Origin of the sequence: Teredinibacter franksiae (assembly GCF_014218805.1) — a bacterium.
Classification (GTDB): domain Bacteria; phylum Pseudomonadota; class Gammaproteobacteria; order Pseudomonadales; family Cellvibrionaceae; genus Teredinibacter; species Teredinibacter franksiae.
The window spans coordinates 55,125-71,109 of the sequence record NZ_JACJUV010000002.1; the positions used below are offsets into that span (position 1 = coordinate 55,125).

Below are 15,985 nucleotides of genomic sequence, written 5' to 3' on the forward strand. Positions count from 1 at the left end.
GAGAAGTATTAAGTGTGTCACGCTTTGTGAACTTGCCTGTGATACATTTCTCGAACCAGCCACGTTACCGTGGGCGCATACCCTCCTTACATTATACTGACTGAATAAAAGCCGACAAAATGTGTCGTTACCCGACTCTCGCTCTTGTCGGCGTTACGTTATAGCGGTCCAATGGAGGCATTCTGTGCCCGAAAATGCCAAGCAACCCAAAAATATTAAGGTCGTGCATTTGGAACCCGAAAGTCAAAGAAGGGCGCGCGCGCGTTTAGCTCGCCTCCCTGCTGCAGTCCATGCCCTGCATGAGAAAGGTAAGTTTCAACTAGCCGAAAAACTTAAGGTGTTTTTTGATCAAGCTGATGACTCTTTGTTCAGTCTCGCCGATAAAGCCAGCTCTAACCAAGAGCAAAATATCTATTTTGATTCGATGCGCGAGGTGCGTGTTCAGCGCCGAGGCTTTGAAAACCGTTTTGGCAATGCCATTGACGACGCTTTCGCCGCGCTGGTGACAAATGCCCATGCGGCGGCCGAAAAAGAGCTGTTGCTCGCTGCGGATGAGCTTTCGCTCGTTAACCACGAAGAGCTGGAAGAAATGGTGGCTTTGGATTCGTCTGTTTCTCGTGCCAGCAGTGAGTTTGGCAACGAAATCCAAGTGTTATCCCTACGCCTAGATACCTTGGTGCCGGTAAAAGTGTATGAAAAAAACAACCCGCTCGGGCCGTCTGTAATTGCTGATGCGTTTATGGGGCAGGCGAAACGGTTGGATATCGATATCAAAGCCAAGCTGGTTTTGTTCAAGTTGTTCGACCGCGTGGTTATGCAAAATTTGGCGTCTCTGTATTCTGCCGTAAATCAGATACTGATCGACAACAATGTGCTTCCACAACTCAGCCAGGGCGTTTCTTCGCCGGGGGCTGCCGCAAGGGCTGTTCCGGTTAAATCGGTGCAAGCACCGGCTGGTACAACTGCACAGAGCCCCAGCGAAAATAGTGAGGTGGTGTCGCTGCTAAAGGAGCTGTTAGCTGAACGGCAAAAAAATACAGCAGCAAGTGCCCATTCATCTGTATCAGAAGTTGTTCGGTTGCTGTCGTTGGCCCAGCAAGCCCCCGCACAGGTCAGCGGTGGGTTGGAGGGCAAGACGGCGCTGGACCTCATTACAGACATACAGCAACGCAGTGGCAGTACCGTTGGTGTTGGGCGCACAGAGCAGGAAATCATTAACCTAGTGGATATGTTATTTAAATTTATCCTCGAGGATCGCAACCTAGCAGAAGAGATGAAGGCTGTTATTAGCCGCATGCAAATTCCGCTGGTAAAAGTAGCGCTATTGGACAAATCATTTTTCGCCAAAGGTGGACATGCCGCACGGCGCTTATTAAATGAGATGGCAACGGCGGCTCTAGGTTGGCAACCAGCCAAAGCTGGAGAGCAGGGCAGTAACGGTGACCCTCTCCATCAAAAAATGCAAAGCGTCGTACAAACGTTACTCAATCAGTTCGACACGGATGTGGCTATATTTACCGAGTTGTTGGCGGATTTCACATCGTTTGTTGAAAAAGATAGGAGGCGAGCTGAACTGCTAGAGCGGCGTACGCTCGATGCCGAAGACGGAAAAGCGAAAACCGAAATGGCGCGAATGACCGTTGCCGCCGAAATTGAGTTGAGAACTGTGGATGTGCAATTGCCACCGGTTGTTCTCAACCTTATCGAAGGGCCGTGGAATAACGTGTTGTTTGCAACGGTACTGAAATTCGGCAATGAATCTGAGGCTTGGCAAACGGGCTTAAAAACGCTGGAAGATCTTATTTGGAGCACGCAGGTACCGGCAACGGCCGAAGATCGAAAGCGCCTTATTGCTATGGTGCCAGATTTACTTCAGCGCTTAAGGGCAGGGCTCGATTATATCGCATTCAACCCGTTTGAAATGTCGGAAATATTCAAGGCGTTAGAGTCGGTACATTTGGAGTGTATCCGCGGTAAACACAGTGAAGTCTCTTCGGTGGCCCCAGCGCAGAAAGTCGTCAATCCAGTGAAGGAGAGTGTTGCTGGGGGTAAAATTCCGCAGGAAAAAACAACCTCCCAGAAATCCGCCCTGCATAAAGCTGTTTCGAGGGAGGTTGATCTTAACCCCATTCCCGGTGCAGAGGGAGACACAGCGCAGGCGGGAGCGAAAGCTCAAAATACAGGTGACAGTATAGATGAGAGTGCGCTGGAGCAAGAGCTAACAGCTGCCGATGCAGAGCTTGGTGATGTGGATGATTTCCTCGCGGATGTTGATGCTGCACTGGATTTCACCGCCCCAGAAGAAAAGAAGCTTCAAACGAAGACCGCGAGTGTAAAACCGGTAACTAAGACAATATCGAATAAGCCTAAAGCGGTGGAGAAAGTAGCCGAGGCGCAACTACCCGAAAACGACCCTTTTATGCAGCAGGTAGCGTCGTTTGTTCAGGGGGCTTGGTTTGATATGACCGACGAAGACAGTCATGTGAGTCGCTGTAGGCTGGCCGCCGTGATTAAGCCCACGGGAAAATACATTTTTGTTAACCGTAGCGGTATGAAAGTCGCGGAAAAACAGCAGCAAGAGCTGGCTTATCTACTTATGCAAAACCGTATTCGCGCATTGGATAACAGTATGTTGTTCGATCGTGCACTTGAAACGGTCGTAACAAGTTTACGTAAACCTTAATACCTTCTCCTCACCATAGCTTTTTTGCCTAGTAAGGGTGCGATTCACGGCTCTCGGCGTTATCATAAGCGCCAGAATTGGCCTGCAAGCGTAACCTACACACAAGCGGTACCTACACAATAGAAACCGTGCTGGCCAGTATTCGTACAATCTGTGGGATGTCGATAGATGGCGCAAGCAATCGAGCAAGGGTGGTACCAGCTGGCGGAGCAACAGGCTTCGCCAAATTGCAATCAGCGCCCTTCTAAAGTCGAAATATCTCTCCTTGTTATCCATAATATTAGCCTACCGCCTGGCGAATACGGTGGCGGCTATATCGAGCGTTTTTTTCTCAATAAGCTCCCCGTGGAAAAGCATCCTTATTTCGAAACCATCGCCAATCTGCAGGTGTCTGCTCACTGTTTAATCCAGCGCAATGGCGATATTGTACAATTTGTGCCCTTTCACAAGCGTGCCTGGCATGCAGGGGAATCTGTATTCCAAGGACGGGAAAACTGCAATGACTTCTCTATTGGTATTGAGCTGGAGGGGACGGACACAGAGCCCTATACTGATCAACAGTATCAGGCGCTGGTAGCCTTAACAAAAGCCATTATTGATTGTTTTCCAAACATAACACCGCAACGTATTAAGGGGCATTGCGATATTGCCCCCGATAGAAAATCAGACCCAGGCCCAGTGTTCAATTGGGCCCGGTATTTGTCTTTGCTATAAAGCAGTGGAGCTTTCATGAGCCTATTTATCGTGTTAATTGGTATCGCCTTTCTTCAGGTTTGGGGGGCGGCGAATCCTTTACACAAAGACCGGTGGTTTTATAGCTGGGTAAACCAAGTTGTTGGTAACAGCAAAATATCGGCCCAATGGAAAGCCGTTGTGGCGGTAGGTGTGCCATTGGCCATTCTTATAGCACTGGAAATTATTTTGGCTGAATTCTCGCAATGGTTACTGTTACCCTTGGGGGTTGTGGTGTTGTTGTACAGTTTCGGGCGTGGAGAGTTCGGCGATATTGTTGCTGAGTACACGAAAGCTTGCTACGTAGAAGACTGGCCCTCGGCGCTAGAGCGGGCCGGCCGTCTTAATGTTAGAACCGACGATTTACGTGAAGGCGACTGGTCCCAGTTACATGAGCATGTACTTGATGAAGCGGGCTACAGGGGCTTCGAGCGAATGTTCGCTGTGCTCTTCTGGTTTTTTGTTTTGGGGCCGGTTGGCGCTCTTTTGTACAGGCTTACATTCCTTTTTTCCCACGAAGCACAGCCAGAGGATGACCTTGGTCGGCGACTGCGCTGGATTCTAGAATGGCCTGCTGTGCGGTTACTGGGGCTGTCTTTTGCACTTACGGGCAACTTCGTGGGTTGTTTTCGGCGCTGGCGTGAATGTGTTTTTTGCGCGAAGCGAACGACATCGGCCATATTGAGCCCGTTGATTCTTGGTGCTTTGCTGGTGGATGAAGATCTTACGCAAACCTGTGAAGTAACCCGCAAGGAGTTAAACCTGCTTAACGGCCTTTATACTCGTACGCTGTGGTTCTGGTTGGCGGCAGCGGCAATACTGGTAATACTGATCTAGCCAAAAAGTGAATGCTCACTCTCTCGGCGGGCTATTAGTAGTATGGGCTGCGAGGCACATCTAAACCGCTGAGCGTGTTACTGAAACACTATTTGTTGACGGATATCGAAAACGGCTTGACCTTAGAATGCCATAGGAATAGTATTAACTTTCTTACCGGCTGGCTGTACATACATACAGTTCTCCTCCCTAAGCACGGATGCGGCCATAGTACCCTTGAGGAGCTTACCCGGCTCCTACCCTTGAGCTGCTTATGCAGTGCGCCAGTCGGTAAGGCTATTTTTCTTCTCCCTCTACCTTTATTCCGCTCTATTTCCCCATAGTGGCGCAACCCATATCAGAAGTACCATGCCGGGTATGGCAAGCACAGCGCATAGATAAAAGAAGCTTTCCCAACCGATGGTCTCCACAATATAACCCGTAGAGGCATTTGCTACGGTTCTGGGTAAGGTCGCTATGGAGGTTAGCAGCGCCAATTGCAGCGCCGTGTGTTTAATACTGGTGGTTTTGGCGATAAAGGCCACTATGGCTGCCGCCCCAAGCCCTACACCGAGGTACTCAAAGCCCACAACCAGCGCCAAAAGCCAGATTCCCGATTGAAAATGCGCGAGTGCGGCATAGCCAAATATCGATGTGAACTGAACAAGCCCGAATACCCAGAGTGCTTTATTAATGCCTATTTTAATCATGAGTAGGCCGCCGATGATACTGCCAAAGATCATCGGCCAAAATGCAGCATTTTTGGCGACAAGACCAATTTCCGTTTTGGTGAACCCCATATCGATGTAAAAAGGTGTGGACAGTGCCGTGGCCATACTGTCGCCCAATTTATAGAGCAGAATAAAGCCGACAATCTGTAGTCCTCGAGTAAAGCCTAATCTACCGAAATATTCCTTGAAGGGCTCAATAACCGCATCTTTTAAACGGGTGGGAGTGTATAGGTGCTCGGGCTCTTTTACCGCCAGCGTCATGCCAATACCCACCAGCATGAACAAAGCGGTAACGAGGAAAACCGTATTCCACGCAAAGTGGTCGGAAAGAATCAGGGAAAGCGAGCCGGGAATAAACCCAGCAATTCTATAGGCGTTAACGTGGATAGAGTTGCCAAACCCTAGCTCGTGGTCGGGTAATATTTCTCTGCGAAACGCATCAATGACTACATCCTGAGTGGCGCTAAAAAATACCACTAAAAAGGACACAGCCGCGATTAGCGTAAGTGATGACTGAATGGAGAAGAACGGCAGCATCGCAATTGAAAGCAACAGGCACACTTGAGTTAGCAGCAGCCAGCCTCGCCGCAAGCCGAGTAAAGGCAGTTGGAAGCGCTCGGTAAACGGCGCCCATAAGAATTTCAGGTTGTAAAGTAGCTGAATAGCCGCGAATAACCCAATTTCCTTCAGGCCAACACCCTCTGTTCGCAGCCAAGCGGGTACCAGTGTTATAAGAATATAAAGTGGCAAGCCAGAACTAAAGCCGGTGAATACGCACGTTAAGATGCGCCGGTTGAATACAGAAGACCAGAATGTGTTCAAATTCCCGCCAAATTATTGAATGAGCAGTGAGAAGGTTGGCCGCATTGTTACCAATGGGCCGAGGGAAGGCAAGGGCATACCCTTGAATAGCAGCGCCAGCAACCCCACTTGGTTAACAGATGTTCAGATATAGGAAGCTGTTTTGCGAGTTCTACTTGTTTTATTTGTACTAATTCCCATAGTCGAAATGTGGCTGCTGATTACCGTTGGTGGAATTATTGGCCCACTTCCCACTATTGGCCTTGTTCTGCTAACGGCCATGCTTGGGTTGGCGCTGTTACGTCAGCAGGGTTTTAGTACCTTAATGCGAGCTCGCTCGAAAATGGAAGGCGGGCAATTACCCGCCCGTGAAATGGCTGAAGGCATATTCCTGGCCATTGGGGGCGCTCTTTTACTTACACCAGGCTTTTTTACCGATGCCATCGGCTTTGCCTGCCTGATTCCGGGTGTACGCCAAGTCTTCATTGCATGGGGTATGCGCCAGTTTTCTGTGCGCACTAGCGGTTCTCACAGAGGCCAAGGCCAAGCGAACAACACGATTGAAGGTGAATTTCGCCGCGACGATTCAAAACCAGACTAGCGCACAAGCGTTTATCGGCTTGGATGCCCTTAATTGTTGGCCTATGTTGCTCTGGTTTGCGTTGATCGAGCTTGGGTCAGCTGAGTTAGGGGCTTCGTTGAGGCGGTTGCTTGGCTAATACGTAAAAGTGGCACTGAATATAAAGTTTTTACCATCAGGGGTGTTGAAATAAAAAATTAGGCACCCATTTAGGGGTACACAAAGGTTTTGGGGGCTTCGGAGCTATCCGAGGCCGTATTCGTTACATGCTCCACTTCAGAGCATTATGTGTTCAAGAAACGCTTATTATTGGAGAAATCATCAATGAAAATTCGTCCTTTACACGATCGTGTTGTGGTTCGCCGCAAGGAAGAAGAAGAAAAATCTGCTGGTGGCATTGTTCTGCCTGGTTCAGCAAAAGAGAAGCCAAATCAGGGTGTTGTAGTTGCTGTAGGTTCTGGCCGCGTATTGGATAACGGCGAGAGCCGTCCAGTTGATGTGAAAGAAGGTGACATCGTTGTTTTCGGTAAGTACGCAGGTAGTGACACCATTGAAATCGATGGCGAAGAGCTGGTAATTCTCAGCGAAAGCGACATAAAAGCTGTTGTTGAATAATCGGTAGGTAAACAACTTCCGAATTTAATACATTTAAATCAACAATTTGACTATTAGCTAGTAAGGAAAAATACCATGGCAGCTAAAGAAGTAAAATTTGGTGACGAAGCTCGCCAAAAGATGTTGGCAGGCGTAAACGTTCTGGCCGACGCTGTAAAGATTACTTTAGGCCCCAAAGGTCGCAACGTAGTACTCGACAAATCTTTCGGCGCTCCAACCGTAACCAAAGACGGTGTATCGGTAGCCAAAGAAATTGAATTGACCGACAAGTTTGAGAATATGGGCGCACAAATGCTGAAGGAGGTTGCCTCTAAGGCTTCTGACGACGCTGGTGACGGCACCACCACAGCAACTGTTCTGGCTCAGTCTATTGTAAACGAAGGCCTGAAATCTGTTGCTGCGGGCATGAACCCGATGGACCTCAAGCGTGGTATCGACAAAGCGGTTGCTGCGGCTGTTGCATTTGTTAAGTCCAGTGCTCAGCCCTGTGAAGACAGTAAGTCTATCGCTCAGGTAGGCACCATCTCGGCAAACTCCGATACGCAAGTAGGTGACATCATTGCCGAAGCTATGGGTAAAGTTGGCAAAGAAGGTGTAATCACTGTTGAAGAAGGTAACAGCCTCGAAAACGAGCTGGATGTTGTAGAAGGTATGCAGTTTGACCGCGGTTACCTGTCGCCTTACTTCATTACCAACCAAGACAACATGAGTGTTGAGCACGAAAGCCCATTCATTCTGTTGGTTGACAAAAAAATCTCCAACATCCGTGAATTGCTGCCTGTACTGGAAACCGTAGCAAAGGCTGGTAAGCCTTTGGTTATCATCGCTGAAGACGTTGAAGGCGAAGCTCTGGCCACTCTGGTTGTTAACAACATGCGTGGCATCGTTAAAGTTGCTGCCTGTAAAGCGCCTGGTTTTGGTGATCGTCGTAAGGCCATGTTGCAAGACATAGCCATTCTTACCGGTGCAACGGTTATCTCTGAAGAAGTTGGCCTAGACCTAGAAGGCGCAACTCTGGAGCACCTTGGTCAAGCCAAGCGTTTCAGTATGTCTAAAGAGATTAGCGTAATTGTTGACGGTGCTGGCTCTGCGGAAGACATTAAAGCGCGCGTTAATCAGGTGCGTGCTCAAATCGAAGAGACTAGCTCTGAATATGACGCTGAAAAACTGCAAGAACGCGTAGCTAAGTTGGCTGGTGGTGTTGCGGTTATTAAGGTTGGCGCGGCTACCGAAGTTGAAATGAAAGAGAAGAAGGCTCGCGTTGAAGACGCGCTGCACGCAACCCGTGCTGCCGTTGAAGAAGGCGTTGTACCTGGTGGCGGTGTTTCACTGATTCGTGCGGTTGCTTCAATTGCCGATCTTACCGGTGATAACGAAGACCAGGATGCCGGTATTGGTATTGCGCGTCGTGCAATGGAATCTCCGCTGCGTCAAATCGTGACCAACGCGGGCGACGAAGCCTCTGTAATTGCCGAGAAAGTTCGCAACGGCGAAGGTAACTTCGGTTATAACGCGGGTACCGGTGAATACGGCGATATGTTGGCAATGGGTATTCTCGACCCAGCAAAAGTTACCCGTACTGCTCTGCAGGCGGCCGGTTCCATTGCTGGTTTAATGGTTACCACTGAAGCTATGGTTGCTGAAAAGCCCGATGACAAGCCTTCTGCACCAGACATGGGTGGCATGGGCGGCATGGGTGGTATGGGCGGCATGATGTAATTCAGCCCCTCATACTTTGCTATGCTAAACGGCCCCGTTGGGGCCGTTTCTATGTGCACTAGATGAATGTTAGTGTCCACCATAAAATCTATTGTCACGTTAATAGTTGTTCTTAATTTCCATTTCGTCAGGACGGCTGTAGACTTCCCTCTATTAAATTGAACTTCATGTTCCTCAAGGAGTAATACACATGGCTTTTGAATTACCGGCTTTGCCATATGAGCGCGATGCGCTTGCCCCCCACATTTCCCCTGAAACCATCGACTTCCACTACGGTAAACACCACAACACCTATGTGGTTAAGCTGAATGGGCTGGTTCCAGGAACCGAGTTTGAAGGTAAAACTCTGGAAGAGGTTGTTAAAACCTCTAGCGGCGGAGTGTTCAACAACGCAGCACAAATTTGGAATCACACGTTTTACTGGAACTGCCTTGCGCCTAACGGTGGTGGAGAAGCCACCGGTGCCATTGCCGATGCCATAAACACCGCTTTTGGTTCCTTTGCCGAATTCAAAGAAAAGTTCACTGCATCCGCTATTAACAATTTCGGCTCTGGCTGGACTTGGCTCGTTAAAAATGCAGATGGTAGCGTGGCAATCGTTAACACTTCAAATGCGGCTACACCCTTAACGGATGATTCCGTTACGCCTTTGCTAACCGTAGATGTATGGGAGCACGCTTATTACATCGACTACCGCAATGCTCGCCCAACTTACATGGACGCATTCTGGAATTTGGTTAACTGGGAATTTGTTAACCGCAACGTTGCTGGCTAAAATTGTAGTTAGATATTCGAATAGGCCGCATTTGCGGCCTTTTTTTTAATTTGAAAAAAATGGGCGGTGGTATACAGTAGCCCGACAATAAATAGACGACTTGGGGTGATTGATGGAAATTGTAGACTTTTTATTTCGTTGGATGCACGTACTGTTCGGGCTTGTGTGGGTTGGCATGCTGTATTACTTCAATTTTGTACAAACCGAATATTTTAAAGAAGCCGAACCAGCCGCGCTTACGGATGTAAAGGCTAAGCTGGCACCGCGGGCGCTGTGGTGGTTTCGTTGGGGTGCGATGCTCACGTTCGTTACTGGGTTGATTTTATTTGGTGGCGTTCAACACAAGAGCGTGATGAACGATTACATCATTCTTGGCGCTACTCTGGGAACGCTGATGTTTCTCAATGTTTGGTTCATTATCTGGCCAAAGCAGAAAATCATTTTAGGTTTGGCAGAAGGAGACGCTTCGGCAGCGGCACCAAAGGCGGCGTTGGCTTCTCGCACCAATACGTTGTTTTCCGGCCCTATGTTGTTTTGTATGCTGGCATCACCGCATTTGGGTTATAGCGTGGATTACCTGGTGGCGGCGGAGGGAGCGGGTATTGGGTTATGGGTATCACTGGCATTGACAATATTGCTCCAAATCAACGCTATGGTAGGTAAGCTTGGCCCTCTGGCCAGTATTCGCGGTGTCATTCACATGAGCATTATGCTAACTGCGGTACTCTTCTTGATTAATTTATTCCTGTAAAATATGTGGGTACTCTTCGGGGTACCCTCATTCATTAGTGCAATTTGGTTTACCCCATGACAGAAAGAAAAGAGCCCACGCTTAACCCCATTCGCCCCGAGAAGGATGAAATTGTTCATCATCGTCAGCGGACTACCGCTCAACCGCGGCAGCCAGTGGCAGGTAATGCTCCCGTCCGCCCAGTGATCGTGAAGTCAAAATTAGCGCCCTTGGCATTGCTGTTATCGTTTGTGGGAATCGGTTTTGCCGGTTATGTTTTCTGGTTATTGATGCAAACTCAGCAAGAGCTACACACAGCCGACAAGCGTATTCTTGAGCTGGAGGGTCAGTTACAGATGACAGACGACGAAAGTTCAGCGTCTGTTACGGCACTTCAGGCAAAGGTGAAGTGGGCCGATTCAGAGATTCGCAAGCTGTGGGGTGTCGCTTACGATCGCAATAAAAAAGCGATTGAGGGTAATAAAACCCAAATTAACGTCCTTAAGAAGGGCGCGAAATCGGTTGATGCTAAAATTCAGGCCGCGCTAAAAAGCACTAATACCGAAATTCAGATGATCAACGATCTACTCGACTCGCAGCAATCGGCTTTGAGCAACATAGAGCGTGATTCACAAGCACACATTAATCAGGTTCAAGGGCTCTCAGACAGAATGCGCCAATTGAACAAAATGGAAGCTGATCTCAAAAAACGAATTTCAAGTAATGAAGAGGCTATTTTAGCGATAGATGCATTTCGTCGTAGCGTTAATCAAAAATTAATGCAATTGGACAGCTCCTCTGCTGCAATGCCTTAGGGGGGGGGGGCAGGCCCCTAAAAACCACCTATCGGTCGGTGTAGAATTCCCCCATATTCAGCGCAGATACACGCTAGCGTCTGATGTTTTGAGTTACATACATTAATGGGTACATCCATGACTACCATTATTCGCCAAGAAGACATCATCGCCAGTGTGGCCGATGCTTTGCAGTTTATATCCTACTACCACCCCAAAGATTTTATTGATGCCGTGCATGTAGCCTACGAGAAAGAGGCCAACCCTGCCGCCAAAGACGCAATGGCACAAATTCTGATTAATTCACGTATGTGCGCGCAGGGGCATCGTCCTATTTGTCAGGACACCGGTATTGTGACGGTTTTCGTAAATGTAGGCATGAATACCAAAGTTGAAGGCGATATGAGCTTCGACGATATTGTGAATCAAGGCGTTCGCCAGGCCTATCTAGATGTTGATAACAAGCTTCGAGCCTCCATTCTGGCCGACCCCGATGGCGCAAGAAAAAACACCGGCGACAACACCCCGGCGGTTATTCACTACAAGATGGTGCCGGGTAATACCATTGAGATACATGTAGCGGCGAAAGGCGGTGGTTCCGAAGCTAAAACTAAGTTTGCGATGCTCAACCCCTCAGACTCGGTTGTAGACTGGGTGCTGAAAATGGTTCCGCAAATGGGCGCAGGCTGGTGCCCGCCCGGAATGCTGGGTATTGGAATCGGTGGCACGGCTGAAAAAGCAATGTTGCTGGCTAAGGAGTCACTGCTCGAGCCGGTAGACATTCAAGATTTAGTTGAGAAGGGTGCCGAGAACCGTGCAGAAGAATTGCGTTTAGAGCTAATGGAGAAGGTTAATGCCTTGGGTATTGGCGCTCAGGGCTTGGGCGGCTTAACCACAGTGCTAGATGTAAAAGTAAAAGACTACCCCACCCATGCAGCAAATAAAGCCGTTGCTCTAATTCCCAACTGTGCGGCCACTCGGCATGCACATTTCACCCTAAAGGGCGCCGGCCCGGCACTGCAAACACCGCCAAGCCTTGAGGATTGGCCGGAAGTGAGCTGGGAAGTAGGTGAATCTGTAGAGCGCGTAGATTTGGATTCAATCACGCCGGAAGCCATCGCAAAATGGAAGCCGGGCCAAACGCTCCTGTTAAACGGCAAATTACTGACTGGGCGCGATGCTGCCCACAAGCGTTTGGTGGACATGATCGAGAAGGGCGAGGCGATGCCCGTCGATTTCACCAACAAGTTTATTTATTACGTAGGCCCAGTAGACCCAGTGCGTGATGAAGTGGTTGGCCCCGCAGGCCCAACAACGGCCACTCGTATGGATAAGTTCACCCGTACCGTACTCGAAAAAACCGGGTTAATCGGCATGGTGGGTAAGGCTGAACGCGGCCCTTTGGGTATCGAAGCCATTAAAGACAACAAAGCCGTCTACCTAATGGCCGTGGGTGGCGCCGCCTACCTGGTATCCAAAGCAATCGTGAAGGCCAGGGTGCTGGCATTCGAAGATTTGGGTATGGAAGCCATCTACGAATTTGAAGTTAAAGACATGCCGGTTACCGTAGCCGTTGATAGCGAAGGCGTGTCCGTTCATCAGACCGGACCGCAAGTGTGGAAGGCCAATATTCAAGCACTTAAACTCAAATAATTCTCACTCCCCCTCCTCTGTCAGCCTTGCTGGCAGGGGGATAGCCTCCTAATATTCCCGCATGGGAATTTCTCATACGTATGCGTAAATTTGTTACGGTTAACTGTTACGGAAGGTAACCGTGTGGCGATCTGGTCAGGCCAATTGCCTGGATTATTAATGTCTTATAAAACAAACGGTTAGCCGATGCCTGTGGCATGATTACCGTTTAGTTGACATTGATTGGTCAAGCCGGGTTGAGATTTTGTTCACACTATGTAACGATTGCCCAGGATTTTGGTATTACCAAATTGGGTCTTACTGGCCTGATACAGATAAAAAATATTAACGGAGAGCATATATGTTCAATAGACGTCTTTTGAGCCTAGTAGTTGCGTTGTCGGCTTCTGGCGCTCTACACGCCCAAGAAGCAACAGATGATGATGCGTTACTTGAAGAAGTGGTTGTTGAAGGTGTAAAGCAGGCGGAGCTTAACGCCCGTCAAGCCGAACGCAACAAAGAATCCTTCAGCTCCATTATTGCGCAGGATGATGCTGGTAACTTTGCGGACCAGAACGTAGCAGAGTCTCTGCAACGTTTGCCTGGTGTAACGTTACAAAAATCAGAGGGTGAAGGTCAAAAAATTAATTTGCGAGGCTTGGGGCCTCAGTTTGTGAACGTGACAATCAACGGTAGCGAGCTGGCGTCTGCGGGCGCAGATGATCGTGGCTTTGGGCTGGATGTGATTTCTAGCGATATGCTTGGGGGCGTTGTGGTTAATAAAACCATACTTCCAAGCATGGATACCTATAGCACAGCAGGATCTGTAGACCTTAAAACGATATCTGCTTTTGATACTAATCGCGATTCGCTGAAATTGAAGGCTCAGTTAAACCAGCAAAATTATCGTGGAGAATTAAACCCTAAACTATCTTTGAGCGGCACCAATTTGCTGGCAGATGAGACAGTCGGTATAGGGTATTCAGTCTCTGCGGAGACGCGTAAAACAGTTAACTATGAGAATTTGCACCACGACGACGAAAAGGCCCGATATTTTGATCCGTTAAATACTGGTTCGCCAATGTTGGTGCCTTATGAGTCGCAAGTTCGCCAAGAAGATGCTGAGCGTACTCGCTTGAGTGGATCTTTTGATCTTGGGTGGAGGCCAACTGATAATTCAGAATACACTGTTCGGCTCAGCCATACAGAGTACGAAGATGTAGATATCGCACTGCGCGAATATTACCGTTTCTATTCCGATCGTGAACCGTACTTTTCGGATCCTAGTAATAACTCATTTGCCGTTGGTGATGCAGAGCTACAACAACAGTTTTTTATTCAGGAATCTAAAGTTAAAACTGATGCCGTAGCATTCGAGGGTATGAATAGGTTTGCCGACACATGGGTTGTGGATTACAGTTTGGCTTATTCATCCAGTACTAACGACAAGCCAGATGGTCGCCGTGTACAGTTTCGCAAGCAAGATATGGCGATGATGGGTATTTATGGAGACAATTTCATTTCCGGAACACCTATCAGAAGTGGACAGCTAGCAGCGTTGACGGGTGATGATTACGAAGTTTCCGACCCTGACCGAGACTTCAAAATCTACGGAGCGGACGTGCTTGATTTTGACGGTGCTTACCCATCAGCTTATCAACCATTGATGGCTTACGATAATATTTTCATTGAAGATAGTGATCGCGAAGATACGATCGGTTCGTTCAATTTAAATTTAACGAAAGAGTTTGACGAAGGTATTGTTAAATATGTGAAGGGCGGTTTGCAGGTAAAAGATCGTGAGCGAACTCGAGATAGAAATCGAGTAAGCCTCAAACCATCTGACTTTTCTGATCTGTGTTTTGACAGTGATGGCACTTCAACGCCAGAAGAAATCGAGTGCTCTACTAAGGCAAGCACTACAAACTATGGGAGCGATTATATCTCGACGTATATGCCGTCGCATCCGGAGTTTAATTTTGAGCACATTACTTATGGCTCTGCCGAAGCATTGCTAACGTCTACTCGAGCGGTTGCGGATAATTTTGACCCATCGCAAACAGATCAGTCTAGCCGTGATGAGGACTACTCCATTACCGAAGATTCGAGAGCCTTGTATCTGGAGGCTAAACTTGAGTTTTCAGACACTATGTCAGTAATCACGGGTGTTCGTTATAACCAAACAGATTTTGAATCTGTCGGTAATTTCACAATCCGTAATGATCGCTTTGAATCTAAAAACGCAACAGAATCTTTAGATATTGTTGTGCCTTTGGAGGGTACGTCTAAAACCTATACGGATATTCACCCAAGTGTTCACTTTATATATGAGCCGTCGGATGAGTATATGGTTCGTGCGGCATTATGGACTTCAGGTACACGACCAGGCTTTGATCAAGCGCGCGCATTTGCACGGTTTGACGGCCGAATTAGTGTGTGTAACGACGATCCTGCAGATACTGAATTTTATGAACAGTGTTCTGACAACCCTGGTAATATCGGTGCGACTGACCTAGACGATATTGAAAACCGCTTTGTCGTTGATTCTGAGAATACTTTCGGTTTGGGTAACCCTCAATTAGATCCAATGTATTCGGTGAACTTTGATACATCTGTCGGTTGGTACCCTAATGAGGATCTTTACCTGCAGGCTGCGGTATTCTACAAAGACATTAAAGACTTTATTGTTGAGGTGCGTGGAAAGTCCTCGTCTATAGAAGACCTACCTGTTGGCCTACCAACAGATGAAGTGCCGTACTTTAATTTTGTACCTAATGTCGTTTATAGCGATGTAAACTTCTATGACAACGGTGACAGTGCGAATGTTTATGGTATCGAGCTAAGCTATGCGCAGTACTTTGAAAGTGATTTCTTTGTTCAGGCGAATGCCACTTTACTGGATAGTGAAGCGCAGATGGGGGATGACCTCCGTGCTGAAGCTATCAAGCTTCCCAATATGGCCGCATCAACACTTAACCTTGTGTTGGGCTGGGAGAATGACTTCGCGTCTGCGCGTATAATTGGTAATTACACCAGTGAAATTCTAGACAAGGTGGGTTCTTGTACTGCACAAGATATTGCAGATGATGCTGGTGGTGTACCCTATAACTGCGAAACGTGGAATGATGTTTACTACGATGCAGCGTTTAACTTGGACTTCAAAGCAACCTACCAAGCTACAGACGATATCAGTCTTTACTTGGATTTACTTAATCTGACACAGGAAAAAACCAATCGTTATATGGACGGTAATAGCTATTCAAATGGAAATATTATGTATCGTCATGAAGACTTTGGGACCAGTGTTCAGGTTGGCCTGAACTGGAAATTCTATTAATTGTTTCGCCGCTTAAGAAGGGGGAGTTTCGCCCTTCTTA

Annotated in this window: 12 protein-coding genes; 11 read left to right on the forward strand and 1 reads right to left on the reverse strand. The window is 48.0% G+C overall.

Annotated features, from left to right (window positions below; all coding sequences use genetic code 11):
* Positions 1–184 precede the first annotated feature (184 nt).
* From H5336_RS18050 to H5336_RS18060, 3 genes are all read left to right on the forward strand, one after another.
* A complete protein-coding gene (locus H5336_RS18050; protein ID WP_185235865.1) occupies positions 185–2,683 on the forward strand; it encodes a DUF1631 domain-containing protein in 2,499 nt (832 codons plus the stop codon).
* 168 nt (positions 2,684–2,851) lie between these two features.
* Positions 2,852–3,397 (forward strand): 1,6-anhydro-N-acetylmuramyl-L-alanine amidase AmpD, encoded by a 546-nt coding sequence (gene ampD, locus H5336_RS18055; protein WP_185235866.1) that lies wholly within the window; start codon positions 2,852–2,854, stop codon positions 3,395–3,397.
* Positions 3,398–3,412: 15 nt separating this feature from the next.
* Positions 3,413–4,252 (forward strand): histidine kinase, encoded by an 840-nt coding sequence (locus H5336_RS18060; RefSeq protein ID WP_185235867.1) that lies wholly within the window; start codon positions 3,413–3,415, stop codon positions 4,250–4,252.
* 299 nt (positions 4,253–4,551) lie between these two features.
* Here the strand turns inward: H5336_RS18060 and H5336_RS18065 are convergent, their stop codons facing one another.
* The gene (locus tag H5336_RS18065) at positions 4,552–5,784 is read right to left on the reverse strand and encodes an AmpG family muropeptide MFS transporter (protein WP_185235868.1); all 1,233 of its coding nucleotides are present in this window, start codon (positions 5,782–5,784) and stop codon (positions 4,552–4,554) included.
* A gap of 142 nt (positions 5,785–5,926) precedes the next feature.
* Here H5336_RS18065 and H5336_RS18070 point away from each other — a divergent pair, with 142 nt between their 5' ends.
* From H5336_RS18070 to H5336_RS18105, 8 genes are all read left to right on the forward strand, one after another.
* Positions 5,927–6,364, forward strand: a complete 438-nt coding sequence (locus H5336_RS18070; protein ID WP_185235869.1) for an FxsA family protein — start codon at positions 5,927–5,929, stop codon at positions 6,362–6,364.
* 303 nt (positions 6,365–6,667) lie between these two features.
* Positions 6,668–6,958 carry a co-chaperone GroES gene (gene groES, locus H5336_RS18075; RefSeq protein ID WP_185235870.1) on the forward strand — a complete coding sequence of 97 codons (291 nt, stop codon included), beginning with the start codon at positions 6,668–6,670 and terminating at the stop codon, positions 6,956–6,958.
* A 75-nt stretch (positions 6,959–7,033) separates the two neighbouring features.
* A complete protein-coding gene (gene groL / locus H5336_RS18080) occupies positions 7,034–8,677 on the forward strand; it encodes a chaperonin GroEL (protein ID WP_185235871.1) in 1,644 nt (547 codons plus the stop codon).
* Between the two features lie 190 nt (positions 8,678–8,867).
* Entirely contained in the window at positions 8,868–9,452 is a 585-nt protein-coding gene (gene sodB / locus H5336_RS18085; protein ID WP_185235872.1) for a superoxide dismutase [Fe], read from the forward strand.
* Between the two features lie 112 nt (positions 9,453–9,564).
* A complete protein-coding gene (locus tag H5336_RS18090; RefSeq protein ID WP_185235873.1) occupies positions 9,565–10,203 on the forward strand; it encodes a urate hydroxylase PuuD in 639 nt (212 codons plus the stop codon).
* A 56-nt stretch (positions 10,204–10,259) separates the two neighbouring features.
* Positions 10,260–10,997, forward strand: coding sequence for a hypothetical protein (locus H5336_RS18095; protein ID WP_185235874.1), 738 nt, complete (start codon positions 10,260–10,262; stop codon positions 10,995–10,997).
* Between the two features lie 117 nt (positions 10,998–11,114).
* Positions 11,115–12,629, forward strand: a complete 1,515-nt coding sequence (locus H5336_RS18100) for a fumarate hydratase (protein ID WP_185235875.1) — start codon at positions 11,115–11,117, stop codon at positions 12,627–12,629.
* Positions 12,630–12,969: 340 nt separating this feature from the next.
* Positions 12,970–15,945: a TonB-dependent receptor gene (locus H5336_RS18105; protein WP_185235876.1), complete on the forward strand. Its 2,976-nt coding sequence runs from the start codon at positions 12,970–12,972 to the stop codon at positions 15,943–15,945.
* Positions 15,946–15,985: the final 40 nt, after the last annotated feature.